Consider the following 17,041-nt stretch of genomic DNA (forward strand, 5'->3'; position numbering starts at 1 on the left):
ATTATTGCTGTGCTTTGAGCTTGTTTATGAGCTGTTCTGTCGTCAGCTCTTCCTGCGTGCCGGCGCTCATATCCTTGACCGTGACGACGCCCTTTTCGAGCTCGCTCGCGCCGAGGATGCAGGCGTAGTTCGCCGTGTTGCCCGCGCTCTTCATCTGCCCCTTCATGCCGCGCCCCATATAGTCGAGGTCGGCCGAGATGCGGTGCATGCGCAGCTCGCGCGCGAGCGCCGCGGCCTCGATACGCGCCGACGGCTCGGCTGCTACGACGTAGGCTTTGGTCTCGGGCTTTCTGCCGAAAGAGCAGCCCTGCGCCTCCATCGTGATGATGACGCGCTCCAGCCCCGAGGCGAAGCCGACGCCCGGCACGTGCGGGCCGCCTATCGCCTCCGCGAGGTTGTCGTAGCGCCCGCCGCCGCATACGGCGTTCTGCGAGCCCAGGTCGCCGGACTGTATCTCGTAGGCGGTCTTAGTGTAGTAGTCTAGGCCGCGCACCAGACGCTTGTCGAGGACTACGGTCGCGCCTATCCTGTCCAGGCCGCGGCGGAGCTGTTCGAAGTGCTCTTTGCACTCGTCGCAGAGATATTCCATGACCGACGGAGCGCCCTCTGTGACCTCCTTGCATATCGGGCTCTTGCAGTCGAGTATGCGCAGCGGGTTCCTGTCGTAGCGGCTTTTACATGTGTCGCAGAGTTCGTCGTAGCGCGGGCGCAGGTATTCCTGAAGCGCTTTGCGGTAGACGGGACGGCACTTGGGACAGCCGACGGAGTTCAGGATGACCTGGAGGTTCGAGAGGCCGAGCCTGCGGTAGAGCTCCATCGAGAAGTCGATGACCTCGAGGTCTACGAAGGCGTCCTGCGCTCCGAGGGCCTCTATGTCCATCTGCACGAACTGACGGTAGCGTCCCTTCTGCGGGCGCTCGTAACGGAACATCGGGCCGATGCTCCAAAGCTTAGCGGGCTGCGCTCCCTTGCCCATCTCGTTCTCGAGGTACGAGCGGACCATCGAGGCGGTCAGCTCGGGGCGGAGCGTGATGCTGCGTCCGCCCTTGTCTGTGAAGGTGTACATTTCCTTCTCGACGACGTCCGTCGTCTCGCCGACGCCGCGGCAGAAAAGCTCCGTATGCTCGAAGATGGGGAGATAAACTTCTTTATATCCGTAATCGTCCGCGACTTCGCGGCACTTCTGCGTCACGTAGGCCCATTTCCACGATTCGCCGCCGAGTATGTCCCTCGTGCCGCGCGGAGCCTTGACTGCTTCCATCACAACCGCCTCCCTGCAATTTTGGACGGGCGGGATTTTTCCCCGCCGGAATATTTTTCAAAAAAACAGCGGCGCGCGCCGAAAAAGCCGCGCCGTTCAAATGATTATATTACTTTATAACCGCGCGAAAAAACAAGAGCGCGGCGGCAAAATTGTCGCCGCGCGCGTGGATTCCGCGCTTTCGCGTCCGCTCAGCGCTTGTCCGCGTCCGTCACCGCCCCGTCGCTCCAGTAGTATTTCGTCACGGGGTTCTTGCCGCCTCCGAGGGCCTTCGCCGACGCGCCGAACCACGCCGCGTCCGTAGCCGCCGGGTTGCCGCACCTCACGCGCAGCGGGCGCGGGCCGTTTACTCGGAATTCCTTTTTTTCGCCGGGCTTCATTATCCCCTGATAGAGCACTTTATCGCCCTCGCTTATGCGCATCCAGCTGTCGGCGCGCGCCGTGAGAGTCAACATCGGCATCTTAGCAGGCTGGGCCGGCCGCGCCGGAGCCGCAGGCTTCCGCTCCTGCGCTGGCGCATTCGCCGCCGCGGTCTGAGAAGGCTTCGGAGCCGGCTGTTCGCCGTCCATCCAGCTGAGGTCCACGGAGGCCGGGGCCGAGGCCTCGGGCGGCAGCGCCGCCGCGTCCGCCGAAACGTCTTCCGAGGCTGCGCGCTTTTCCTGCTGCTCGCGCACAATGGGCGCCGTGCCGCCCTCGAGCGGGCTTGTCGCAGACGTCGAAATCTCTCCGCGGTAGCGCAGCGTGACCCAGAAGGCCGCAGCGAGCGAGGCCGCGACGAGCAGATATATCCACATCCGCGGCGAGCGTTTGAACACGCCGGGCGTCACAGACATGTCCGGCTCCTCACGCGCTGCCTTGAAGTCCTCGAGCGTGACGTTGCCGCTTCTCGTCAGAGGGTCGTACTTCGTCCACATGTCAGGCGCGTTGAGGAACGCGCAGTACTGGCGCAGGAAGCTGCGGCAGTACGGGCCTTTCGGCAGAGCGCCGAGGTCTCCGTCTTCTATCGCGGAGATATATTTTTTTTGTATCTTGGTGGCCTCGGAGGCGTGCGCGAGCGTTATCCCCTGCGCCTCGCGCAGCTCTTTCAGTTTCGCTCCGAGCTCGTTAAGCTTGTCAGTCCCGTTGTCTCCGGCGGTTCCGCCGCCGTTCGTCTCAGCAGCCATCCGCATGCCTCCTTTATCCGTAGTATCGCCGCGCAAGACCCGGACATGAACCGTGAGCGCGGCAGTCTTTCGCATTGCTTTAAATGATAGCTTAAAAGGCGGAAAAATAGAACAAGTAATATGGCGCGCGCCGCCGCCGTGTTGCCGCGCCTCCGCCCGTTGTGCTAATATGCGCGGAGATTCGCCGGAATTTTTTCGCAGGGGGCTTGGAAATGAGATTTTTTATTTTTCTGTTCGCGGCCGTCTTCACCGCGTTTTCGTGGCTTCCCGCGCCGTGCGCTGCGGAGGAAGCGGCGCGCGGAGACGTAGGGCGCGCCGCGGTCGCAGGCGTTCTGCCGTTCCCGTCCGTCCTCTGCCTCTATCTCGGCTCTGCGGATAAAATCGCCGCGATCCCTCCAGCGTCGATGAGCGCGGCGCGCGAAGGGCTGCTCGGCGAGCTCTTCCCAAGCATACTGAAGGCCGATACATCGTTCGCCTCCGGCACAGGCGTCAATATCGAAGAGCTGATGACGCTGCGCCCGGACGTGGTGTTTTATCTCGAAGCAGACAAAACGACCGGACGCGCGCTGGAGAACGCCGGGCTGCGCGCCGTCGCCGTCTCTCCGTCGAAATGGGGCTACGACGTTCTGCGCACGTACGAGGAATGGCTGAAGCTGCTGGCGGGAATATTTCCAGAACGCGCCAAAAACGCGGAAAGGGCCGTCGTGTACGGAAGGCGGACGCTAGAGCTGACGAAGGCGCGCGCCGCGAAGATCCCGCCGGGCGAGAGGCGCAGGGTGCTTTACATCGTGCGCGCGGAAAACGGCAGGATAATCACCTCCGGCAAGAATTTCTTCGGGCAGTACTGGTGCGACTCCGTGGGCGCGGAAAACGCGGCGGAGGAGATAACGGCCGAGCGCTCGAACGCCGCCGTCACGATGGAACAGATATATAAATGGAACCCCGACGTGATACTGATAACGAACTTCACGAAGCTGACGCCGCGCGACGTTCTTTCGTCGCCGGAGTGGAAGCCCGTGAAGGCGGTCAAGCGCGGCGCGGTCTACAAGATGCCGCTCGCGCTGTACCGGACATATACGCCGGGGCCGGACGCGCCGCTGACTCTGCTGTGGACGGCGCGCGCGGTATATCCGGAGAGCTTCGGAGACATAGACCTCGCGAAGCAGGCCGTGAGGTATTACAAGGAAATTTTCGGCCTCGACGTGAGCGAGGAACGCGCGCGCGAAATTTTCTGCGCGCCGCTTGAAGGAGGCGCGGGCCGTTGAGCAGGCGCGCAGCGCTGATTTCGCTCTGCGCCGCCGCGCTCGTCTGCGCGCCGTTCGCGGCGCTTTGTTTCGGGCGTTTTCCGATTACGGCGGGCGACGCCGCCTCCGCGCTGTTCCCCGCGTTTTTCGGCGGCGGCGCGGAAAACGAGCTTGCCCGCGGCGTCGTTCTCAACATCCGCCTGCCGCGCGTACTGCTCGCGATGCTCGCGGGCGCGGGGCTCGCCGTCTCGGGCGCGGCCTTCCAGTCGCTTTTCTCAAATCCGCTCGCGACTCCGGACACCCTCGGCGTCGCTACCGGCGCTTCATTCGGTGCGGCACTCGGCATACTCGCGGGGCTTCCTCCCGCTCTCGTACAGATGTCGGCCTTCGCCGCCGGACTCGCCGCCGTCGCCGTCGTGCTCGCAGTCAGCCGCGTGCGCGGCTCATCTCCCGTCATAATGATGATACTCGCCGGAATGGTCGTGAGCGCGCTCTTCTCGGCGCTAGTCTCGCTAGTAAAATTCGCAGCCGACCCGCAGGACGTTCTGCCTGCCATAACATTCTGGCTCATGGGCAGCCTCGCCGGCGCTACGCGGGAAAGCCTCGCGCTAGGCGCTCCCGCGATAATCGCCGGCGCCGCGGCCGTATGGCTCGCGCGCTGGCGTCTCAACGCCGCGTCGCTCTCCGAGGACGAAGCCGAGGCGCTCGGCGTGAACCTTCGCCGCCTCCGCGTCGCAGTGATTGCCGGGGCCGCGCTGATAACCGGCTCCGTCGTCTCTATGTGCGGCCTCATCGGATGGGTCGGCCTGCTCGTGCCGCACGTTTCACGAATGCTCTTCGGCGCGGACAACCGCCGCGTCGTCCCCGCGAGCCTCGCGCTCGGCGCGCTCTTCATGCTCGCGATAGACACGGCGGCGCGCAGCGCCGCGGCCTCCGAGATTCCGGCCTCGATACTCACGTCGATAATCGGAGCTCCCTTCTTCATATTTTTGCTGCGGCGCAGCGGAGGCGTAAGGGGATGACGTTCGAGACGCGCGGCGGGGCCTTCCGCTACGGCGGCGGCGAATGGACGGTGCGCGGCGTGGACTTCCGCGTCGGGAGCGGCGAGATATTGTCGATACTCGGCGCGAACGGCGCTGGGAAGACGACCGTCATACGCTGCTCCGCCGGCCTGCTGCGCTGGAACGATGGCGCGACATATCTCGACGGCGCTGATATAAGGACGCTGGCGCCGAAAAAATTCCGCTCCGCCGTAGGCTACGTGCCGCAGGCGCGCCCATCGGCCTTCGTCTACACGGTAACTGAAATGGTTCTGCTCGGGCGGCTGCCGCGCATGGGAGCCTTCGCCTCACCGTCGGCGGAGGACGGGCGAAAAGCGCGCGAGGCGCTCGAGCTCGCGGGAATCTCACATCTGAAAGACCGCCTGTGCAGCCGCATAAGCGGAGGCGAATACCAGATGGTCGTCCTCGCGCGCGCCTTGGCCTCCGAGCCGTTGCTGCTGATCCTCGACGAGCCGGAGTCGAACCTAGACTTTAAGAATCAGGCCCGCCTGCTCGGCACGGTCGCGTCGCTCTGCCGCGAGCGGGGCATGAGCGCCGTCTTCAGCACGCACTACCCGGAGCACGCGCTCGAACTTTCGCAAAAGTCCCTGCTCGTCATGCCTGGCGGCGGAACGCTCTTCGGCGCGTCTGAAGAGATAGTGACGGAAGAAAACCTCCGCGCCGCCTTCGGCGTCCCCGTCGCGCTGCACCGCTTCGAAGCCTTCGGCCGCGAGCGCATCTGCGTTGCCGCGGAGTACGGCGGCTCGCGCGAATAAACGAAAACCGCGTCTCCTTGACGGTGGAGACGCGGCACTGCTAAAATACTCTCGGGTAGTTCAGCTACCGGAAATACTTAAGCGCCAACTCAAGTATTTTCAACAGCAGGCTAAACAGAGGGACGTATCGGAGTAGTGAGCTCGCGAAGTTACGTCCCTCTCGCCTTTTAAGATGCTTCCATCTTCTTCGGCGCTTCCGAGAGGTTTGTTCCATGTCAGGCGGCACGGCCTCACCTCCCGTCCGGGAGAAACTTCTTACTTCGAGTTCCCTTACCTCGAAAGTCCGTCAACTGAGCCGATTATACTATATGGATGTTATTTTATAAAAATATGCCGCGAAGATATGCTTTAGCCGCGTTCGCAAAAGTGCGCGGCCCTTGCGCGCACGCGGAGCTTTCGCTATTGCGTGCCGCCCGTTATCTTTATCCGGCCGTCGAGCTTCGGCTCGAATTTTCTGCCGAGCGCCTCGCCGCAGTAAAGGTCGAAAGCCTCTATCACGTTATATGGAGTTTCTTCCTTTTTAACGTAATCGAACTCGCGGCACATGAAGTCGGAGGCGGCGACGGAGTAGACTGCTCCGTCGTCGAACGGCTCCCATCCGCGCGCGCTTTCGACGGTCACGTTTCTGACGCGGTTTCCCGCGCACGTCACGCGGCGGTTCACGACCTCGGCGGGCTCGCCGGAAAGGTCTATCTCGAAGCGCAGCCCCGCGGCGTGGACGAATTCGCCGGAGTGCGTACGGCGTGCGTAGTCGTAACGCTCGCCGGGAGCAATTAGCGACGAAGCGGATATTTCAAGCTGTTCGCGTATCTGAGCGCCGGTCATGAGCAGGCGGCAGAGTTTGTCGCCGTATGGAATGAGGTCTAGCATGTCGGTGGACGAGAAAGGGCCGGGCGGCACGACGCGGCCGATGCGCAGCGAGCCGCCGTTGATGAAGCCTATCCTCGCTTGCGCCGCGTATCTGAAAGCCTCGGCCGCGAGGCTGCCGAACTCGTTTTCGCGCGTGCGCGCGGCGGTCCGCGTGCAGTCTACGGCGCGCATCAGCCCCATGACCGGGTTGCTGATTTTGAGCGCGGCGGCGATTTTGCGCTGCGCCTCGCGGCCGGCCGCCTCGACTTCGGGCACGCCGCGCGTCTCAGGCGTCACGGAAAGCAGCTTCCACGAAGATTTCTCCGGCACGATGCCGCCGCCGTCCACGGTCACGTCGAAGCGCCCAGCGCAACGCCCGTCGAGGCCGGCCTGCCCTATCAGCGTGGCGTTCGCGCCGCCGCACACGATTATCTTTTCTTCCACAGCGTCGTGCGTGTGCCCTCCTGCTATCACGTCTATGCCGCGCACATCCTCCGCGAGCTTTTCGTCGAGCGGCAGCCCGATGTGGTTGACGGCGACGACGGCGTCTACGCCCGCCGCGCGCAGCTCGCGGACGTGCTTTTCGGCGACGGCGGCGAGAGCGGCGTCTACCTCGAAGCCCTCCGGAAAACTCACTATCGATTTGAGATCGGGCGTGACGAGGCCGAAGAGCCCGAGCCTCACGCCGCCGCGCTCTATTACCGCGCTCTTCACGAACCATCGTCCGACGGCTTCTTCGTCCTCGAATGTCACGTTCGAGGCGAGCACGGGAAATTTCAGCTTCGGGCCGAGCTTCGCGAGGGTTTTCACGCCGCCGTCGAAATCGTGGTTGCCGAGCACGCCGGCGTCGAAGCCGAGCAGAGCGAGCGCGCCGTACTCCGCTTCGCCCTCCGTGACGATTCCTTTGAGGCCGAGCATTACGTCGCCCGCTTCGAGCAGGAACACCGGCGCGCCGGATTCCTCCGCGATTTTCGCGCGTTCCGCCTCGACCAGCGCGAGGGCGCGCGCAAGGCCGCCTGTGCGCGCGACAGTCGGGCGGCCGTCCGCGTCCGCCGAAACCTCGCGGTATGGCAGTATGTAGCTGTGCGGGTCGTTTACCATGAGTATATGGAAGCGCTTTTCAGCCGAAGCGGGGAGCGCGAGAAGCAGCGCGGCGAGCAGCGCCGCGGCCGTGCGTTTCGTCATAGTCTTCGCGTTCAATTTCGTCTCTTCCTTCCGTTAGGGGCTTTTTCGTCTATTGCCGTAAGCAAGCGCGCGCGAAGCTGCGCGTCCGCTTTCGCCGTTTTTTTATAAATCTACTGGCTTCACGTTCACCACCAGGCTGAAGTTCCCGGTGCAGCTTATCAGGTAACGTCTCGCGTTTTTCATATTCCATTCAATACTTCTGTCTTCGTTGTACAGAGCGTTTTCGTCAAGCGAGAAGCCCAAGCATTCGGGCACGTAGAAATGCACCCATCTGCCGCCTGTCTCGCGGCTGATTCCGCCGTATCTGGTCACTGGCTCCGGCTGGCCTTTTCCGTAAGGGCCGGGGAGGCGCGCCGGCCTGCTCTTCGGGCTCAGCCATACAGTGGCTTCTTTGAGCCTGCCGCTTTGTATCTGCGCTATGTCCTCGCCGGCCCGGACGATGAGGGAGGGGATATGTTCGCTCACGACCATGTATCCGCCGAGGAAAATCGGGAAGGCGATCGAGAGGGCCATTATTTGGATAGCCTTGACCGTAATCATCCCGCGGCACGCGGAAAATACGACGCACGCCGCGGACAGCAAAACCGCAGCAGCCACCGCCGAGACTATCGTTATGTACCAGAGGCGGTAGGCGCGTATAAGAGCCTCGGGCGACTGCGCGCCGCAGACGAGCAGCCGCATGAATACCGGGCTGATTGAAAGCCAAATCAGGCATATCCCGAAGAACATGCCGGCGAACGGAAGGAGCGAGACGAACGTCCGCCCCGCGAATTTTTTCGCCTCCGCCGCGGCTTCGGCGTCCCTGCGCCGCCGGGCCGCTTCACCGGCCGCGGCCTTTTCCGGGGCTTTGTAGGGGACGAAGGCGCCGAAGCCCGGTCCGACGCCGCCGAAAGAACCGCTTAAAGAATTGCTCTCGATAAAGGCGCGGTATTCACTGTGCAGGCGGAACGTGCCGCGGACCGCGAAAACCCCGCCGGCGGCCAGCAGCCAGCCGGATATCCGCCCGCCGCCCCCGACGAGCGCCATCGCCGCGTCCGCGCAGGCGCAGAGCAGTAGCGCGACGGCGCACAAGCGGCTTTTCGTCGCCAGTATCACCGACGCCAGAACGAAAGCCGGCACGGCGACGGCGACGGCGGCGTAATCGCGCGAGACGGCCCCGGCGCAGAGGGATACCGCAGCGCACGAATACGCGAAGGCCAAAGCCGCCGTGACATTGCTCCGGCATTGCTTGGATGCGTATTTTCTGTAAAAAATACTTTTTGTCGTCCGTTCCATCAGCCATTCTCCGATAAAGACGGCTTTCCGCCGCCATGATATTGTACCAGACATTATAACCGCGTCTGGCGGGCGCGGAAAATCCGGCGCGCTGTTGACCTGAGCGGGCTCCAAGTCTTATACTCGGCCTTATGTTTAGAACAGTCGCTATTCTTCTCGTGCTATATCCGCTCGCCCGTTTCGTCCTGCCGCTGCGCGCCTCGTGGCCCGTCAAGGCGGCATTGTCCGCGTTCATCGTCGCAGCCGCGTTCAAGCAGCAGTTCTTCACGCGCTTCGGCGGGCACTTCTTTTCGCCCGAGCTGCCGAAGCCGCTGATAGAGGGCTACACCGTCGTCTTCGCCGCTCTCGCCGCGCTCGTCCTGCTGACGCTATGCCGCGACCTGTGGCTTACCGCGCGCTGCGCCGCGCGCGCCGTCTCCGCCCTGCGCTCGGACTCCGGCAATTTTTACGGGATTTTCGACGGCTCCGGCCTTTCGCCGCGCGCCGCCGCAGCGATGCTCACGCTATCCGTCGCGGTCGGAGTCTACGGCGTTTACGAGGCGCAGCGCCAGCCGCGCGTCGTCGAGCGAGAGGCCGCGCTCGCGGGGCTTCCGCCAGAATTCGACGGCTGCCGCATAGTTCTGCTCAGCGACATGCATATCAGCGCGTCGCGCCGCGCGCCGTGGACGGAGGAGCTCGTCCGCCGCGTGGACGCTCTTTCGCCCGACCTGATACTGATAACGGGAGACTTCATCGACGGCGCCGTCAATGCGCGGCGCGCCGACGTCGAGCCGCTCGCCGGGCTGCGCGCGAAGGAGGGCGTCTTCGGCGTTTTCGGCAATCACGAGTATTATTTCGGATGGCGTGAATGGGGCGCGAAGTTCGAGGAATTTAGGATAAGGATGCTCGCCAACGAAAGCGCCGTTATCGAACGAGGCGGAGGCGCGCTAGTAGTCGCGGGGCTCGCGGACGAATACGCGCCGCGCGGCGGAGCCGAAGGGCCGGACGTTCGGAAGGCGCTCGCCGGGGCTCCCGAGGGCGCACCGGTCATACTGATGGACCACCGTCCGGGACGCGCGCTCGAGAACGCGCTGGCCGGCGCGGACTTGCAGCTTTCAGGACACACTCACGGCGGCATGGTCTGGGGGCTGGCGGAGGTCATCGCGAAGTACAACGGCGGCTATGTGAACGGCTGGTACGACGCCGGCGGCATGAAGCTCTTCGTCTCTCCCGGCACTGGGATATGGAACGGCTTCCTCGTGCGCATAGGCGTGCCAGCCGAGCTGACCGTGCTGACGCTGCGCCGCGCCGGCGAATGACATGGAAATAGTAAAAATCACGAAAAACAAAGAAAAGTATATACCGCTGCTGCTCATCGGCGACGAAGAGGAATCCATGATAGCGCGCTACCTCTCGCGCGGCGAGCTCTTCGTCATGGGCGAGGGCGATACTGTCATCTGCGCCGCCGTCGTAACGGACGAGGGCGGCGGCACAGCGGAGCTGAAAAATATCTCAGTTTATCCCGAATTTCAACGGCGCGGTTACGGGCGCGCGATGCTGGGATTTCTCGAAACGTGCTGCAAAGAACGCGGCTTCTCGGAGTTCGTCATGGGCACCGGCGAGACGCCGCAGACGCTCGGATTTTACGAAAGCTGCGGATATTCGGTTTACCGCCGCGAGCGGGACTTCTTCACGAAAAACTACAGCCGCCCGATAATCGATAACGGCGTACTTCTGCGCGACATGATATATTTAAAGAAAGCTCTGTAAAAAGCGAAAGGGGAGCGCGATTCATGGAAAAACGCGGACTTGAGCCGAAGGACTGTGAGCTTATCGAGACGGCGCGCGCTGCGATAGCGCCGTGCTACGACGGCGAGACCTTCCGCCACACAGTCGGATGTGCGCTGAGATGCGCCGGCGGGAAAATCTACCGCGGCGTCAACGTCTATTCGCTACACGGCTCATGCGCCGAGCCCGTCGCGATAGGCGCGGCGGTCATGGACGGCGCGCGCGGCTTCGACTGCATCGTCGCGGTACACGGCGGGGACGGCCGCATAATGCCGCCCTGCGGCAACTGCCGCCAGATACTTTCCGACTACATGCCCGGCTGCTGGGTCATCGTCGGCGGCGAGGACGGCCCTTTCAAGGTGCGCGCGAGAGACCTCATCCCGTTCGCCTACGAGGCCGAATATTAAGGCGCGGGCCGCTTATTCGTCGGGCGGATACTTCTTGCCTTTTCAATACCGCCGTTTAAGCTTCTCCGGCTCGCGCAGGGGATTTTCCGCGCAATAGACCGTGAGCCGGAAAACGCGGAGCGCGCAATAAGCTTCACGGAAGCCATTGCGCGCGCAGTCAGGCTCGTAAAGCTACGCCGGCCTCCGCTCCGCGAACTTTTCGACGCAGCTTATCACGATATTCCTCAAACGCTCTTCGATGCGCTTCCCTACGCCGGGAATCTCGCGCAGGCTCGCGGCGAGCGCTTCGCCTCTTTCTCCGCGATTGACCGTATCTTTGATATAGTATTGCCGTAGGCTAAAATTTACGCAAGAGGTGAAGCTTTTATGAAGATTCTCGTAATAGACGGACAGGGCGGAGGCATCGGGCGCCAGGTCGTGCAGGCGGTCAAGGCGGCCTTTCCCGACGCCGACATAACCGCTGTAGGGACGAACAGCACGGCGGCAGCCGCGATGCTGAAGGCCGGAGCCGACCGCGCCGCGACGGGCGAGAACTCCGTCAAGGTCTGCTGCCGCACGGCGGACGTGATAATCGGCCCCGTCGCCATCGTCATAGCCGACGCGCTGCTTGGCGAGATAACTCCCGCAATGGCGGCGGCAGTCGGGCAGAGTTCCGCGCCGCGCATCCTAATCCCGGTCAACTGCTGCGGCAACATCGTCGCCGGAGTCCCCGACCTCACAATAACGCGCATGGTCGCGAGCGTCGTCGAGGAATTGCGGAAGCTCGCGTAAAAGCTCGAAAAAAGCCGCCCGTTTATGGCGGCTTCGTTTTTTTACTCGGCTGGCATGGGCTCTATCAGATCTTTTCACGCCGCTTTTCAACTATACGCGAGATCCGTTTCTCCGTTTTTTCCGCCTCATTAGCCTTTTTGCGCTCTATGTTCGCCATCCAAGCGTCGAAGTGTTTGTCGTTCTCTGTCTGCCATGCACTTTCCTGAGCGGCCCACCTGCGCAGTTCGGCGCGGTAGAGCGCTTCGTTTGCAGGGTCGAGCTCTATCAGCCTTTTTAGGTCGCGTTGTGCGCGGTGCCGTTTGGTAAAATCAGTGACTGCGGCGCGCGCTCGCAGCAGCCGCACGTCGTCCGGCTTTTCATATTTGATGCAGACGGGCTCGTATGTAGCGTAATGCAAACAGCACCATACGTTGAGTCCGTCCTGGCGCATCCATAGCGAGCAGAAGGCTTCGAGCGCCGCGAGCCTCATGCAGAGCTTGTCGCGCTCAGGCATTTTGACCGACCAGCGGTAATTTTCCGCTTCGTTGATGATTTCAAGCGGCGTCTTGTCCTCGAAGTGAAATCCACGCACGCCATCTTCGGCAATCAGTTCGCGCACGTAGTCGAAGGAGAAGGCCGAGGGCAGCGCGGCGAGCAGCGGATACTTGTCCAGTACTTCGCCGCATGATACAGAGGGCAGTTCCTTGTCCAGAATCTCGCGGAGCGTCGGGAGCTGCGGCTTGAGCCGCGGCGCGTCCTCCATTTCGTCAAAAGGCCACGGAAAGCCGAGACGCGCGGCGAAGTCCGTCATCTGCCAGCAGTCGCCGTAAGGGAAGCTGTCGCCGTCGTAGGCTTTCCCCTCTTCCTCAAGTTCGTCCGGCGGGCATTCGTCCCAGTCGACGTAGTAGCGCGCTATCTCGCGTTCGCCGTGTATCGGAAACCAGCCGACCAGCGTTGAGGGATTGCCGCTTAGCCGCAGCTTCTCGTCTTCTGAGACAGGTCCGAAATAGTCCGGCATTGTGCTGAAATGATCTTCGTCGTGTCCGCCGTAGAAGTCGTAGCCCCAGAAGCCGCCGTCGTAGATGTAGAGCAGCATAACCGGATTTTCCGCCGCGTCCGACAACGCCTTCGCGAGCGGCGCGAAGCCGAGCTCGCCGCACGCTATGAGCGCCTGCGTCCCCTCATGAGAATGAGCGTAACGGCAGGCCGTGAGGTCGATGTTGAAAGCCGCACTGTGAGCCGCCGTCTCTACCGCCGCGCACGCGTCGTCTTCCTCGCATCCGGGAAAAAGCGCGAACTGTATAAAAACTCCCATAGAATCACCTTCGTCCGCCAAATTCAGACAGAAACGTGGATTTTACATGCCGTCTATGAAGAAGCGGCGCGCCGCACAGGCCCGCCGCCTCTGTAATTTCCGCCGCGCGGCTATGATTTACAGCCGTCCTATGAGCGCCGCGTAGAATTCCGCGGCTTTCGTTATCTTCGATATTTCGCAGTTTTCGTCGCGCATGTGGGCGAGCTTGTACTCGCCGGGGCCGAAGCCTATCGTCGGGATGCCCATGCCCACAGGCGTGACGGCGTTCGTACCGAAGTCCCAGAAGTCGTAGCGCGCGGGCGCTTCGCCGAAAGTATCAGCGTAAGCGGCGTCGGCGGCTTTTTTGAGCGGGGATTCCTCGTCGAGCTTCCACGCCGGGTGCAGCGGTTCGTAGACGAGCGGCGCGCCCTTCCAGCTCGTGCGGCGCAGCGTGCCTGTCTCCCACGACGCGCGCTTTCCTGCGACGAGCGAATCCATCTCGGCGCGCACTTTTTCTATCGTCTCGCCGAGCACGAGCCTGCGGTCGAGGTATATCTCGCACTCGCTCGGCACCGCGTTGAGCGAGGCCGTGACGCAGCTGATGTTCGACAGCACAATCGTGCCGTGCTGCCCGCCCTCGTGCGAGAGCTTTTCGTTGAGAGCCTCGACGCGCTCTATGATCTCAGCCATTTCGTAGACGGCGTTGATCCCCTTCTCGGGAGCGGAGCCGTGCGCCGACACGCCGTGCGTGATTACGCGCATCTGAGCCTTGCCCTTGTGGCCGAGCGTTATCACGTCGTCCGACGGCTCGCAGATCACGACGAAGTCGGGGCGCATGTTCAGCTCCTTATACATCATCTTGATGTTTTCGCCGTCGCAGTATTCCTCGCAGACGCTGCCGCTGACGCATACGCGCTTGCCGTCGAGCATGCCGCGTTCGCGCGCGAGCGCCGCGCCGTAGACCGACGCCGCGAGGCCGCCCTTCATGTCAACAGAGCCGCGTCCGTAGATCCGTCCGTCCTTTATCTCGGCTGCGAAAGGCGGCAGAATCCATTCGTCCGCGTCGTTTACCTCGACGTTGTCCATGTGCGAGTCGAAATGTATCAGCTTTTCGCCGTCCCCGATGAAGCCGACCGCGTTGCCCGTGCCGTCGATGAATGCTTCGTCGTAGCCGAGTTCGCGCATTTTAGCGAGCACCGCCTCGGCGACGCCGCCCTCCTCGTCCGAATAGCTGCGTATGCGCACGAGCTCGCGCGTGAATTCGACTGCGTCTCTTTCAAAGGTTTCCTCAAGCGCCATAAAGGGCCCTCCCGTCGTGAAGTTATGAAAAAGGACGCGCCGCGGCGGCGCGCCCCGTAAAATTCAAAATTTATCCGTGGATTACGCGGTCTTCGTCGAAGAAGTCCGTGAGCGCCTTCTTGATGTAGCCGTCGACGATTTCCTCCGCGTTCCTCTGAATCTCGCCGCGGTGTTCTTCCAGGTATTTCGCCGCCGCGTCCTTTTCCTCTTCGGGAATCGAAGCCACGTCTACAAGGCACTCTATGCACTTCGCGCTGAACTCCGGCAGCTCGATATGGGCGAGCGCAGCCTCTTTCTCTTGGCGGCGGTGGACGCTCGTCTCGAACACCTTATGCGTCCCTTTGCCTCCCGCGTTCATCTCGTCCGCGAAATGGCGCGCGTCCGTCTCGCTGTCGAATACGAGCACGGAGCCTACGCCGTCCTCCCCCTGACATACTACGGCCCAAACTTTTTCCTGCATGAAAAACACCTCCGAGATTTTGTTGTTTTGCTCGCCACTAGTATAAAACAAAACGCGCCGCATGAATATCTCGCGCGCGCAAATTACCCGCCTAGCGCGGGTGCGCGGCGCTGGATTTTTATTAAACGGCGGACGGTGAAAATGTCAGAATGAAAAACACCGTCATGCGGCGGAAACGCCGATATGAGGCAGATGTTATAAGGCCGGCCGCCGCAGCGGCGGCCGAGGGCTGACCAAGCTTTCTTTCACCAAGAGACGCGCGTGATTTTATATCGCGCGCGTCTCTTGTATCCGGTTTTGAGACTTATTTTTCAACAATAACGACACTCTGCAAAAAAAACTATACAAATAAAAAATAACGGCCAAACAAGTGTCCGGCGGCGCTCCCCTGCCGCGCAGCAGTTCCGTTATCTTATTTCGCTTACCACCTTCGGCGGCAGCGGGCCTTCGTTCAGCATTTTTTCGTAGAGGGCTTCGGTACGCGACTGGATGCGTTCCATCGAGATGCCGAGCTGCTGCGCGTACCAGACGGCGCCTCCGGCGCCGACGCCCTCCTTTATGAAGCCCTTCTCGTAGTCGGCGAGGCCGGGGAAGCGCGAATGCGTAAAGTCGAGCGGAGCCGCGTACCAGTCGGCGCCTATTTCCCTTGCGTAATCCTCGAGGCGGCTCGTCGGGTCTATATGGACGTACTTCGTCGTCGCTACGAGCAGCCTGCGGTCGAAGCCCATGTCGCGCAGCAGAGCCGCGACAGCCATCATCTGCGTGCCGCCCGCGAGGACGACCTCGACGCCGCGCGGCAGGGCCGAAGCGTACGCGGCGACCGCTATCTGCATCGGGTCGCCGAGCTCGGCGGCGGCCCGCAGCCCCATGCCCTTCATGCCGCCGGGCTTAAGGCCGAGGCGCTCCGAGGTCTCCTTCCATATCTTTTCCTTAAGCGCGAGGGGGTTCTCAGGCCCGGCGGACGACACTGTACCGACGAAGCCGAAAGCGCGCAGCAGAAGCAGAGCAGTCGTCGTGCCGCCGGGCACGGACTCGGCAAGCACGACGCGCTTCACGCCTTCGTCGAGCCCGCGCGCGAGCTCCGCGGCGCGTTCCGCGATCTCCTCATAATCGGGGACGGCGCTCTCGAAGCGCATGTCGCGTCCGACGCTCTCGCTTATCGTGACGTGCGGAGAAGCCGGGGCTATCGACGTGCCGGCGCGCACAGTCATCGCAGGGAAGCCTGCTTCGAGCAGAGCCGCGCGCGTGACGACGGCGGGCGACGGATGGCCGAACGGGTCGAACGGCAGGGTCGGCGCGACCTTCGGCCTGTCGTAGAAGAGCATGTCCGCGTCCGCCGGCGCCGTGTACGGGAGCGCCTTTACGTCCGTCCCGGCGGCTGAAAGCCCGGGAATGCGAGCGAGCGCGGTCTCGCTGATGAATAATAGAAACATTAGTGATTTCTCCCCCTTACGCAAGTTCGTTTTGAGTGTTACAATGCGCGATAGGTGTTCCCCCGGAAACCGGCGGAGTACCGTTTTATTTTATTGAACGCCGCGTATGCGTCGGTATGACGCGCTTACGAGGACAATTATATTACGGCGGCGTCGTCTGCGCACGGCAAGCGCAGACATTCAAAGGAGGAATATCCGTGGCTTCAAAGCTCGCCCCAACCAGAGGGAATCTCGTCAAGCTCACCAAGGACATGGCGATGGCGCAGTCGGGGCACGACCTCCTGGACCAGAAGCGCCAGGTGCTGATGATGGAGCTCGTCCGCTACATCGACTCCGCTAAGAAGATACAGGAGGATGTGGCGAAGATATTCCAGGACGCTTACGACGCTTTGCAGAAAGCGAACGTCTCTCTCGGCATCGACACCGTCGGCGACATTTCCGAATCTATCCCTATAACGACGGACATAACGGTGCGCCTGCACTCCATCATGGGAGTCGAGATACCGGACATCGACCCGCTGAACGGCGAGGCGATACCGAGCTACTCCTTCCACGGGTCGTCGGGCGCGATGGACGCGGCCTACGCAAAGTTCCGCCGCGTCATGGTGCTCCTGGCGCAGCTTGCGGAGATAGAGACGAGCGTCTACCGCCTCGCGGTGCAGATACGCAAAACGCACAGGCGGGTCAACGCGCTCGAGAAGGTCGTCATACCGAGGGACAAGGCCGAGATACGGTTCATAACCGACGTGCTGGAAGAGAGCGACCGCGAAGACTTTACGCGTATGAAGCTCGCTCAGAAGAAAGTTAAAGAATAACAGCCTTCACCCCAAAGGAGGGA

At 62.1% G+C, this 17,041-nt stretch carries 16 protein-coding genes; 8 read left to right on the plus strand and 8 right to left on the minus strand.

The genetic code is table 11. From position 1 onward, the window contains the following. Position 1: 1 nt before the first annotated feature. Together hisS and B5F39_RS05740 are read right to left on the minus strand one after the other, a co-directional pair. Positions 2 to 1,261, minus strand: coding sequence for a histidine--tRNA ligase (hisS, locus tag B5F39_RS05735; protein ID WP_087364873.1), 1,260 nt, complete (start codon positions 1,259 to 1,261; stop codon positions 2 to 4). A gap of 191 nt (positions 1,262 to 1,452) precedes the next feature. Then, positions 1,453 to 2,424: a helix-turn-helix domain-containing protein gene (locus B5F39_RS05740; protein ID WP_158095951.1), complete on the minus strand. Its 972-nt coding sequence runs from the start codon at positions 2,422 to 2,424 to the stop codon at positions 1,453 to 1,455. A gap of 212 nt (positions 2,425 to 2,636) precedes the next feature. Between B5F39_RS05740 and B5F39_RS05745 the strand changes: the two genes are divergently transcribed. Genes B5F39_RS05745 through B5F39_RS05755 form a run of 3 tightly spaced genes read left to right on the plus strand, consistent with a single transcriptional unit; the run spans position 2,637 to position 5,484 of the window. Next, entirely contained in the window at positions 2,637 to 3,689 is a 1,053-nt protein-coding gene (locus B5F39_RS05745) for an ABC transporter substrate-binding protein (protein WP_087364878.1), read from the plus strand. Continuing rightward, positions 3,686 to 4,690, plus strand: coding sequence for an iron ABC transporter permease (locus B5F39_RS05750; protein ID WP_087364880.1), 1,005 nt, complete (start codon positions 3,686 to 3,688; stop codon positions 4,688 to 4,690). Before B5F39_RS05745 ends, B5F39_RS05750 begins: the two co-directional genes overlap by 4 nt. Continuing rightward, positions 4,687 to 5,484: an ABC transporter ATP-binding protein gene (locus B5F39_RS05755; protein WP_087364882.1), complete on the plus strand. Its 798-nt coding sequence runs from the start codon at positions 4,687 to 4,689 to the stop codon at positions 5,482 to 5,484. The genes B5F39_RS05750 and B5F39_RS05755 overlap by 4 nt, the downstream gene beginning before the upstream one ends. Before the next feature lie 399 nt (positions 5,485 to 5,883). Here B5F39_RS05755 and B5F39_RS05760 read toward each other — a convergent pair whose 3' ends face one another. Together B5F39_RS05760 and B5F39_RS05765 are read right to left on the minus strand one after the other, a co-directional pair. Beyond that, positions 5,884 to 7,533: a bifunctional UDP-sugar hydrolase/5'-nucleotidase gene (locus tag B5F39_RS05760; protein WP_087364884.1), complete on the minus strand. Its 1,650-nt coding sequence runs from the start codon at positions 7,531 to 7,533 to the stop codon at positions 5,884 to 5,886. Between the two features lie 87 nt (positions 7,534 to 7,620). After that, entirely contained in the window at positions 7,621 to 8,847 is a 1,227-nt protein-coding gene (locus tag B5F39_RS05765) for a hypothetical protein (RefSeq protein WP_143330665.1), read from the minus strand. A gap of 77 nt (positions 8,848 to 8,924) precedes the next feature. Here B5F39_RS05765 and B5F39_RS05770 point away from each other — a divergent pair, with 77 nt between their 5' ends. From B5F39_RS05770 to B5F39_RS05785, 4 genes are all read left to right on the plus strand, one after another. Continuing rightward, positions 8,925 to 10,091 carry a metallophosphoesterase gene (locus tag B5F39_RS05770; protein WP_087364888.1) on the plus strand — a complete coding sequence of 389 codons (1,167 nt, stop codon included), beginning with the start codon at positions 8,925 to 8,927 and terminating at the stop codon, positions 10,089 to 10,091. A gap of 1 nt (position 10,092) precedes the next feature. Beyond that, positions 10,093 to 10,542: a GNAT family N-acetyltransferase gene (locus tag B5F39_RS05775; RefSeq protein ID WP_087364890.1), complete on the plus strand. Its 450-nt coding sequence runs from the start codon at positions 10,093 to 10,095 to the stop codon at positions 10,540 to 10,542. Positions 10,543 to 10,565: 23 nt separating this feature from the next. Next, positions 10,566 to 10,967, plus strand: coding sequence for a cytidine deaminase (locus tag B5F39_RS05780; RefSeq protein WP_087364891.1), 402 nt, complete (start codon positions 10,566 to 10,568; stop codon positions 10,965 to 10,967). Positions 10,968 to 11,333: 366 nt separating this feature from the next. Beyond that, positions 11,334 to 11,738: a DUF3842 family protein gene (locus B5F39_RS05785; RefSeq protein ID WP_087364893.1), complete on the plus strand. Its 405-nt coding sequence runs from the start codon at positions 11,334 to 11,336 to the stop codon at positions 11,736 to 11,738. A gap of 64 nt (positions 11,739 to 11,802) precedes the next feature. Here B5F39_RS05785 and B5F39_RS05790 read toward each other — a convergent pair whose 3' ends face one another. From B5F39_RS05790 to cobT, 4 genes are all read right to left on the minus strand, one after another. Beyond that, positions 11,803 to 13,032 carry a hypothetical protein gene (locus B5F39_RS05790; RefSeq protein ID WP_087364895.1) on the minus strand — a complete coding sequence of 410 codons (1,230 nt, stop codon included), beginning with the start codon at positions 13,030 to 13,032 and terminating at the stop codon, positions 11,803 to 11,805. Positions 13,033 to 13,149: 117 nt separating this feature from the next. Beyond that, entirely contained in the window at positions 13,150 to 14,310 is a 1,161-nt protein-coding gene (locus tag B5F39_RS05795) for a YgeY family selenium metabolism-linked hydrolase (protein ID WP_087364897.1), read from the minus strand. 70 nt (positions 14,311 to 14,380) lie between these two features. Continuing rightward, positions 14,381 to 14,770, minus strand: a complete 390-nt coding sequence (locus B5F39_RS05800; RefSeq protein WP_087364898.1) for a hypothetical protein — start codon at positions 14,768 to 14,770, stop codon at positions 14,381 to 14,383. 407 nt (positions 14,771 to 15,177) lie between these two features. Continuing rightward, positions 15,178 to 16,227 (minus strand): nicotinate mononucleotide-dependent phosphoribosyltransferase CobT, encoded by a 1,050-nt coding sequence (gene cobT, locus B5F39_RS05805; protein WP_255376014.1) that lies wholly within the window; start codon positions 16,225 to 16,227, stop codon positions 15,178 to 15,180. 173 nt (positions 16,228 to 16,400) lie between these two features. On the opposite strand from cobT, the gene B5F39_RS05810 reads away from it, so the two are divergent. Further along, positions 16,401 to 17,018, plus strand: coding sequence for a V-type ATP synthase subunit D (locus B5F39_RS05810; protein ID WP_087364901.1), 618 nt, complete (start codon positions 16,401 to 16,403; stop codon positions 17,016 to 17,018). The last annotated feature ends 23 nt before the right edge of the window (positions 17,019 to 17,041 follow it).

It is taken from the genome of Cloacibacillus sp. An23 (genome assembly GCF_002159945.1).
Taxonomy (GTDB): Bacteria; Synergistota; Synergistia; order Synergistales; family Synergistaceae; genus Caccocola.

Coding starts and splice junctions, on each gene's coding strand:
- hisS (WP_087364873.1), bottom strand. CDS start 1,261: ATGGAAGCAGTCAAGGCTCCGCGCGGCACGAGGGACATACTCGGCGGC.
- B5F39_RS05740 (WP_158095951.1), bottom strand. CDS start 2,424: ATGGCTGCTGAGACGAACGGCGGCGGAACCGCCGGAGACAACGGGACT.
- B5F39_RS05745 (WP_087364878.1), top strand. CDS start 2,637: ATGAGATTTTTTATTTTTCTGTTCGCGGCCGTCTTCACCGCGTTTTCG.
- B5F39_RS05755 (WP_087364882.1), top strand. CDS start 4,687: ATGACGTTCGAGACGCGCGGCGGGGCCTTCCGCTACGGCGGCGGCGAA.
- B5F39_RS05765 (WP_143330665.1), bottom strand. CDS start 8,847: ATGTCTGGTACAATATCATGGCGGCGGAAAGCCGTCTTTATCGGAGAA.
- B5F39_RS05770 (WP_087364888.1), top strand. CDS start 8,925: ATGTTTAGAACAGTCGCTATTCTTCTCGTGCTATATCCGCTCGCCCGT.
- B5F39_RS05775 (WP_087364890.1), top strand. CDS start 10,093: ATGGAAATAGTAAAAATCACGAAAAACAAAGAAAAGTATATACCGCTG.
- B5F39_RS05780 (WP_087364891.1), top strand. CDS start 10,566: ATGGAAAAACGCGGACTTGAGCCGAAGGACTGTGAGCTTATCGAGACG.
- B5F39_RS05785 (WP_087364893.1), top strand. CDS start 11,334: ATGAAGATTCTCGTAATAGACGGACAGGGCGGAGGCATCGGGCGCCAG.
- B5F39_RS05790 (WP_087364895.1), bottom strand. CDS start 13,032: ATGGGAGTTTTTATACAGTTCGCGCTTTTTCCCGGATGCGAGGAAGAC.
- B5F39_RS05795 (WP_087364897.1), bottom strand. CDS start 14,310: ATGGCGCTTGAGGAAACCTTTGAAAGAGACGCAGTCGAATTCACGCGC.
- B5F39_RS05800 (WP_087364898.1), bottom strand. CDS start 14,770: ATGCAGGAAAAAGTTTGGGCCGTAGTATGTCAGGGGGAGGACGGCGTA.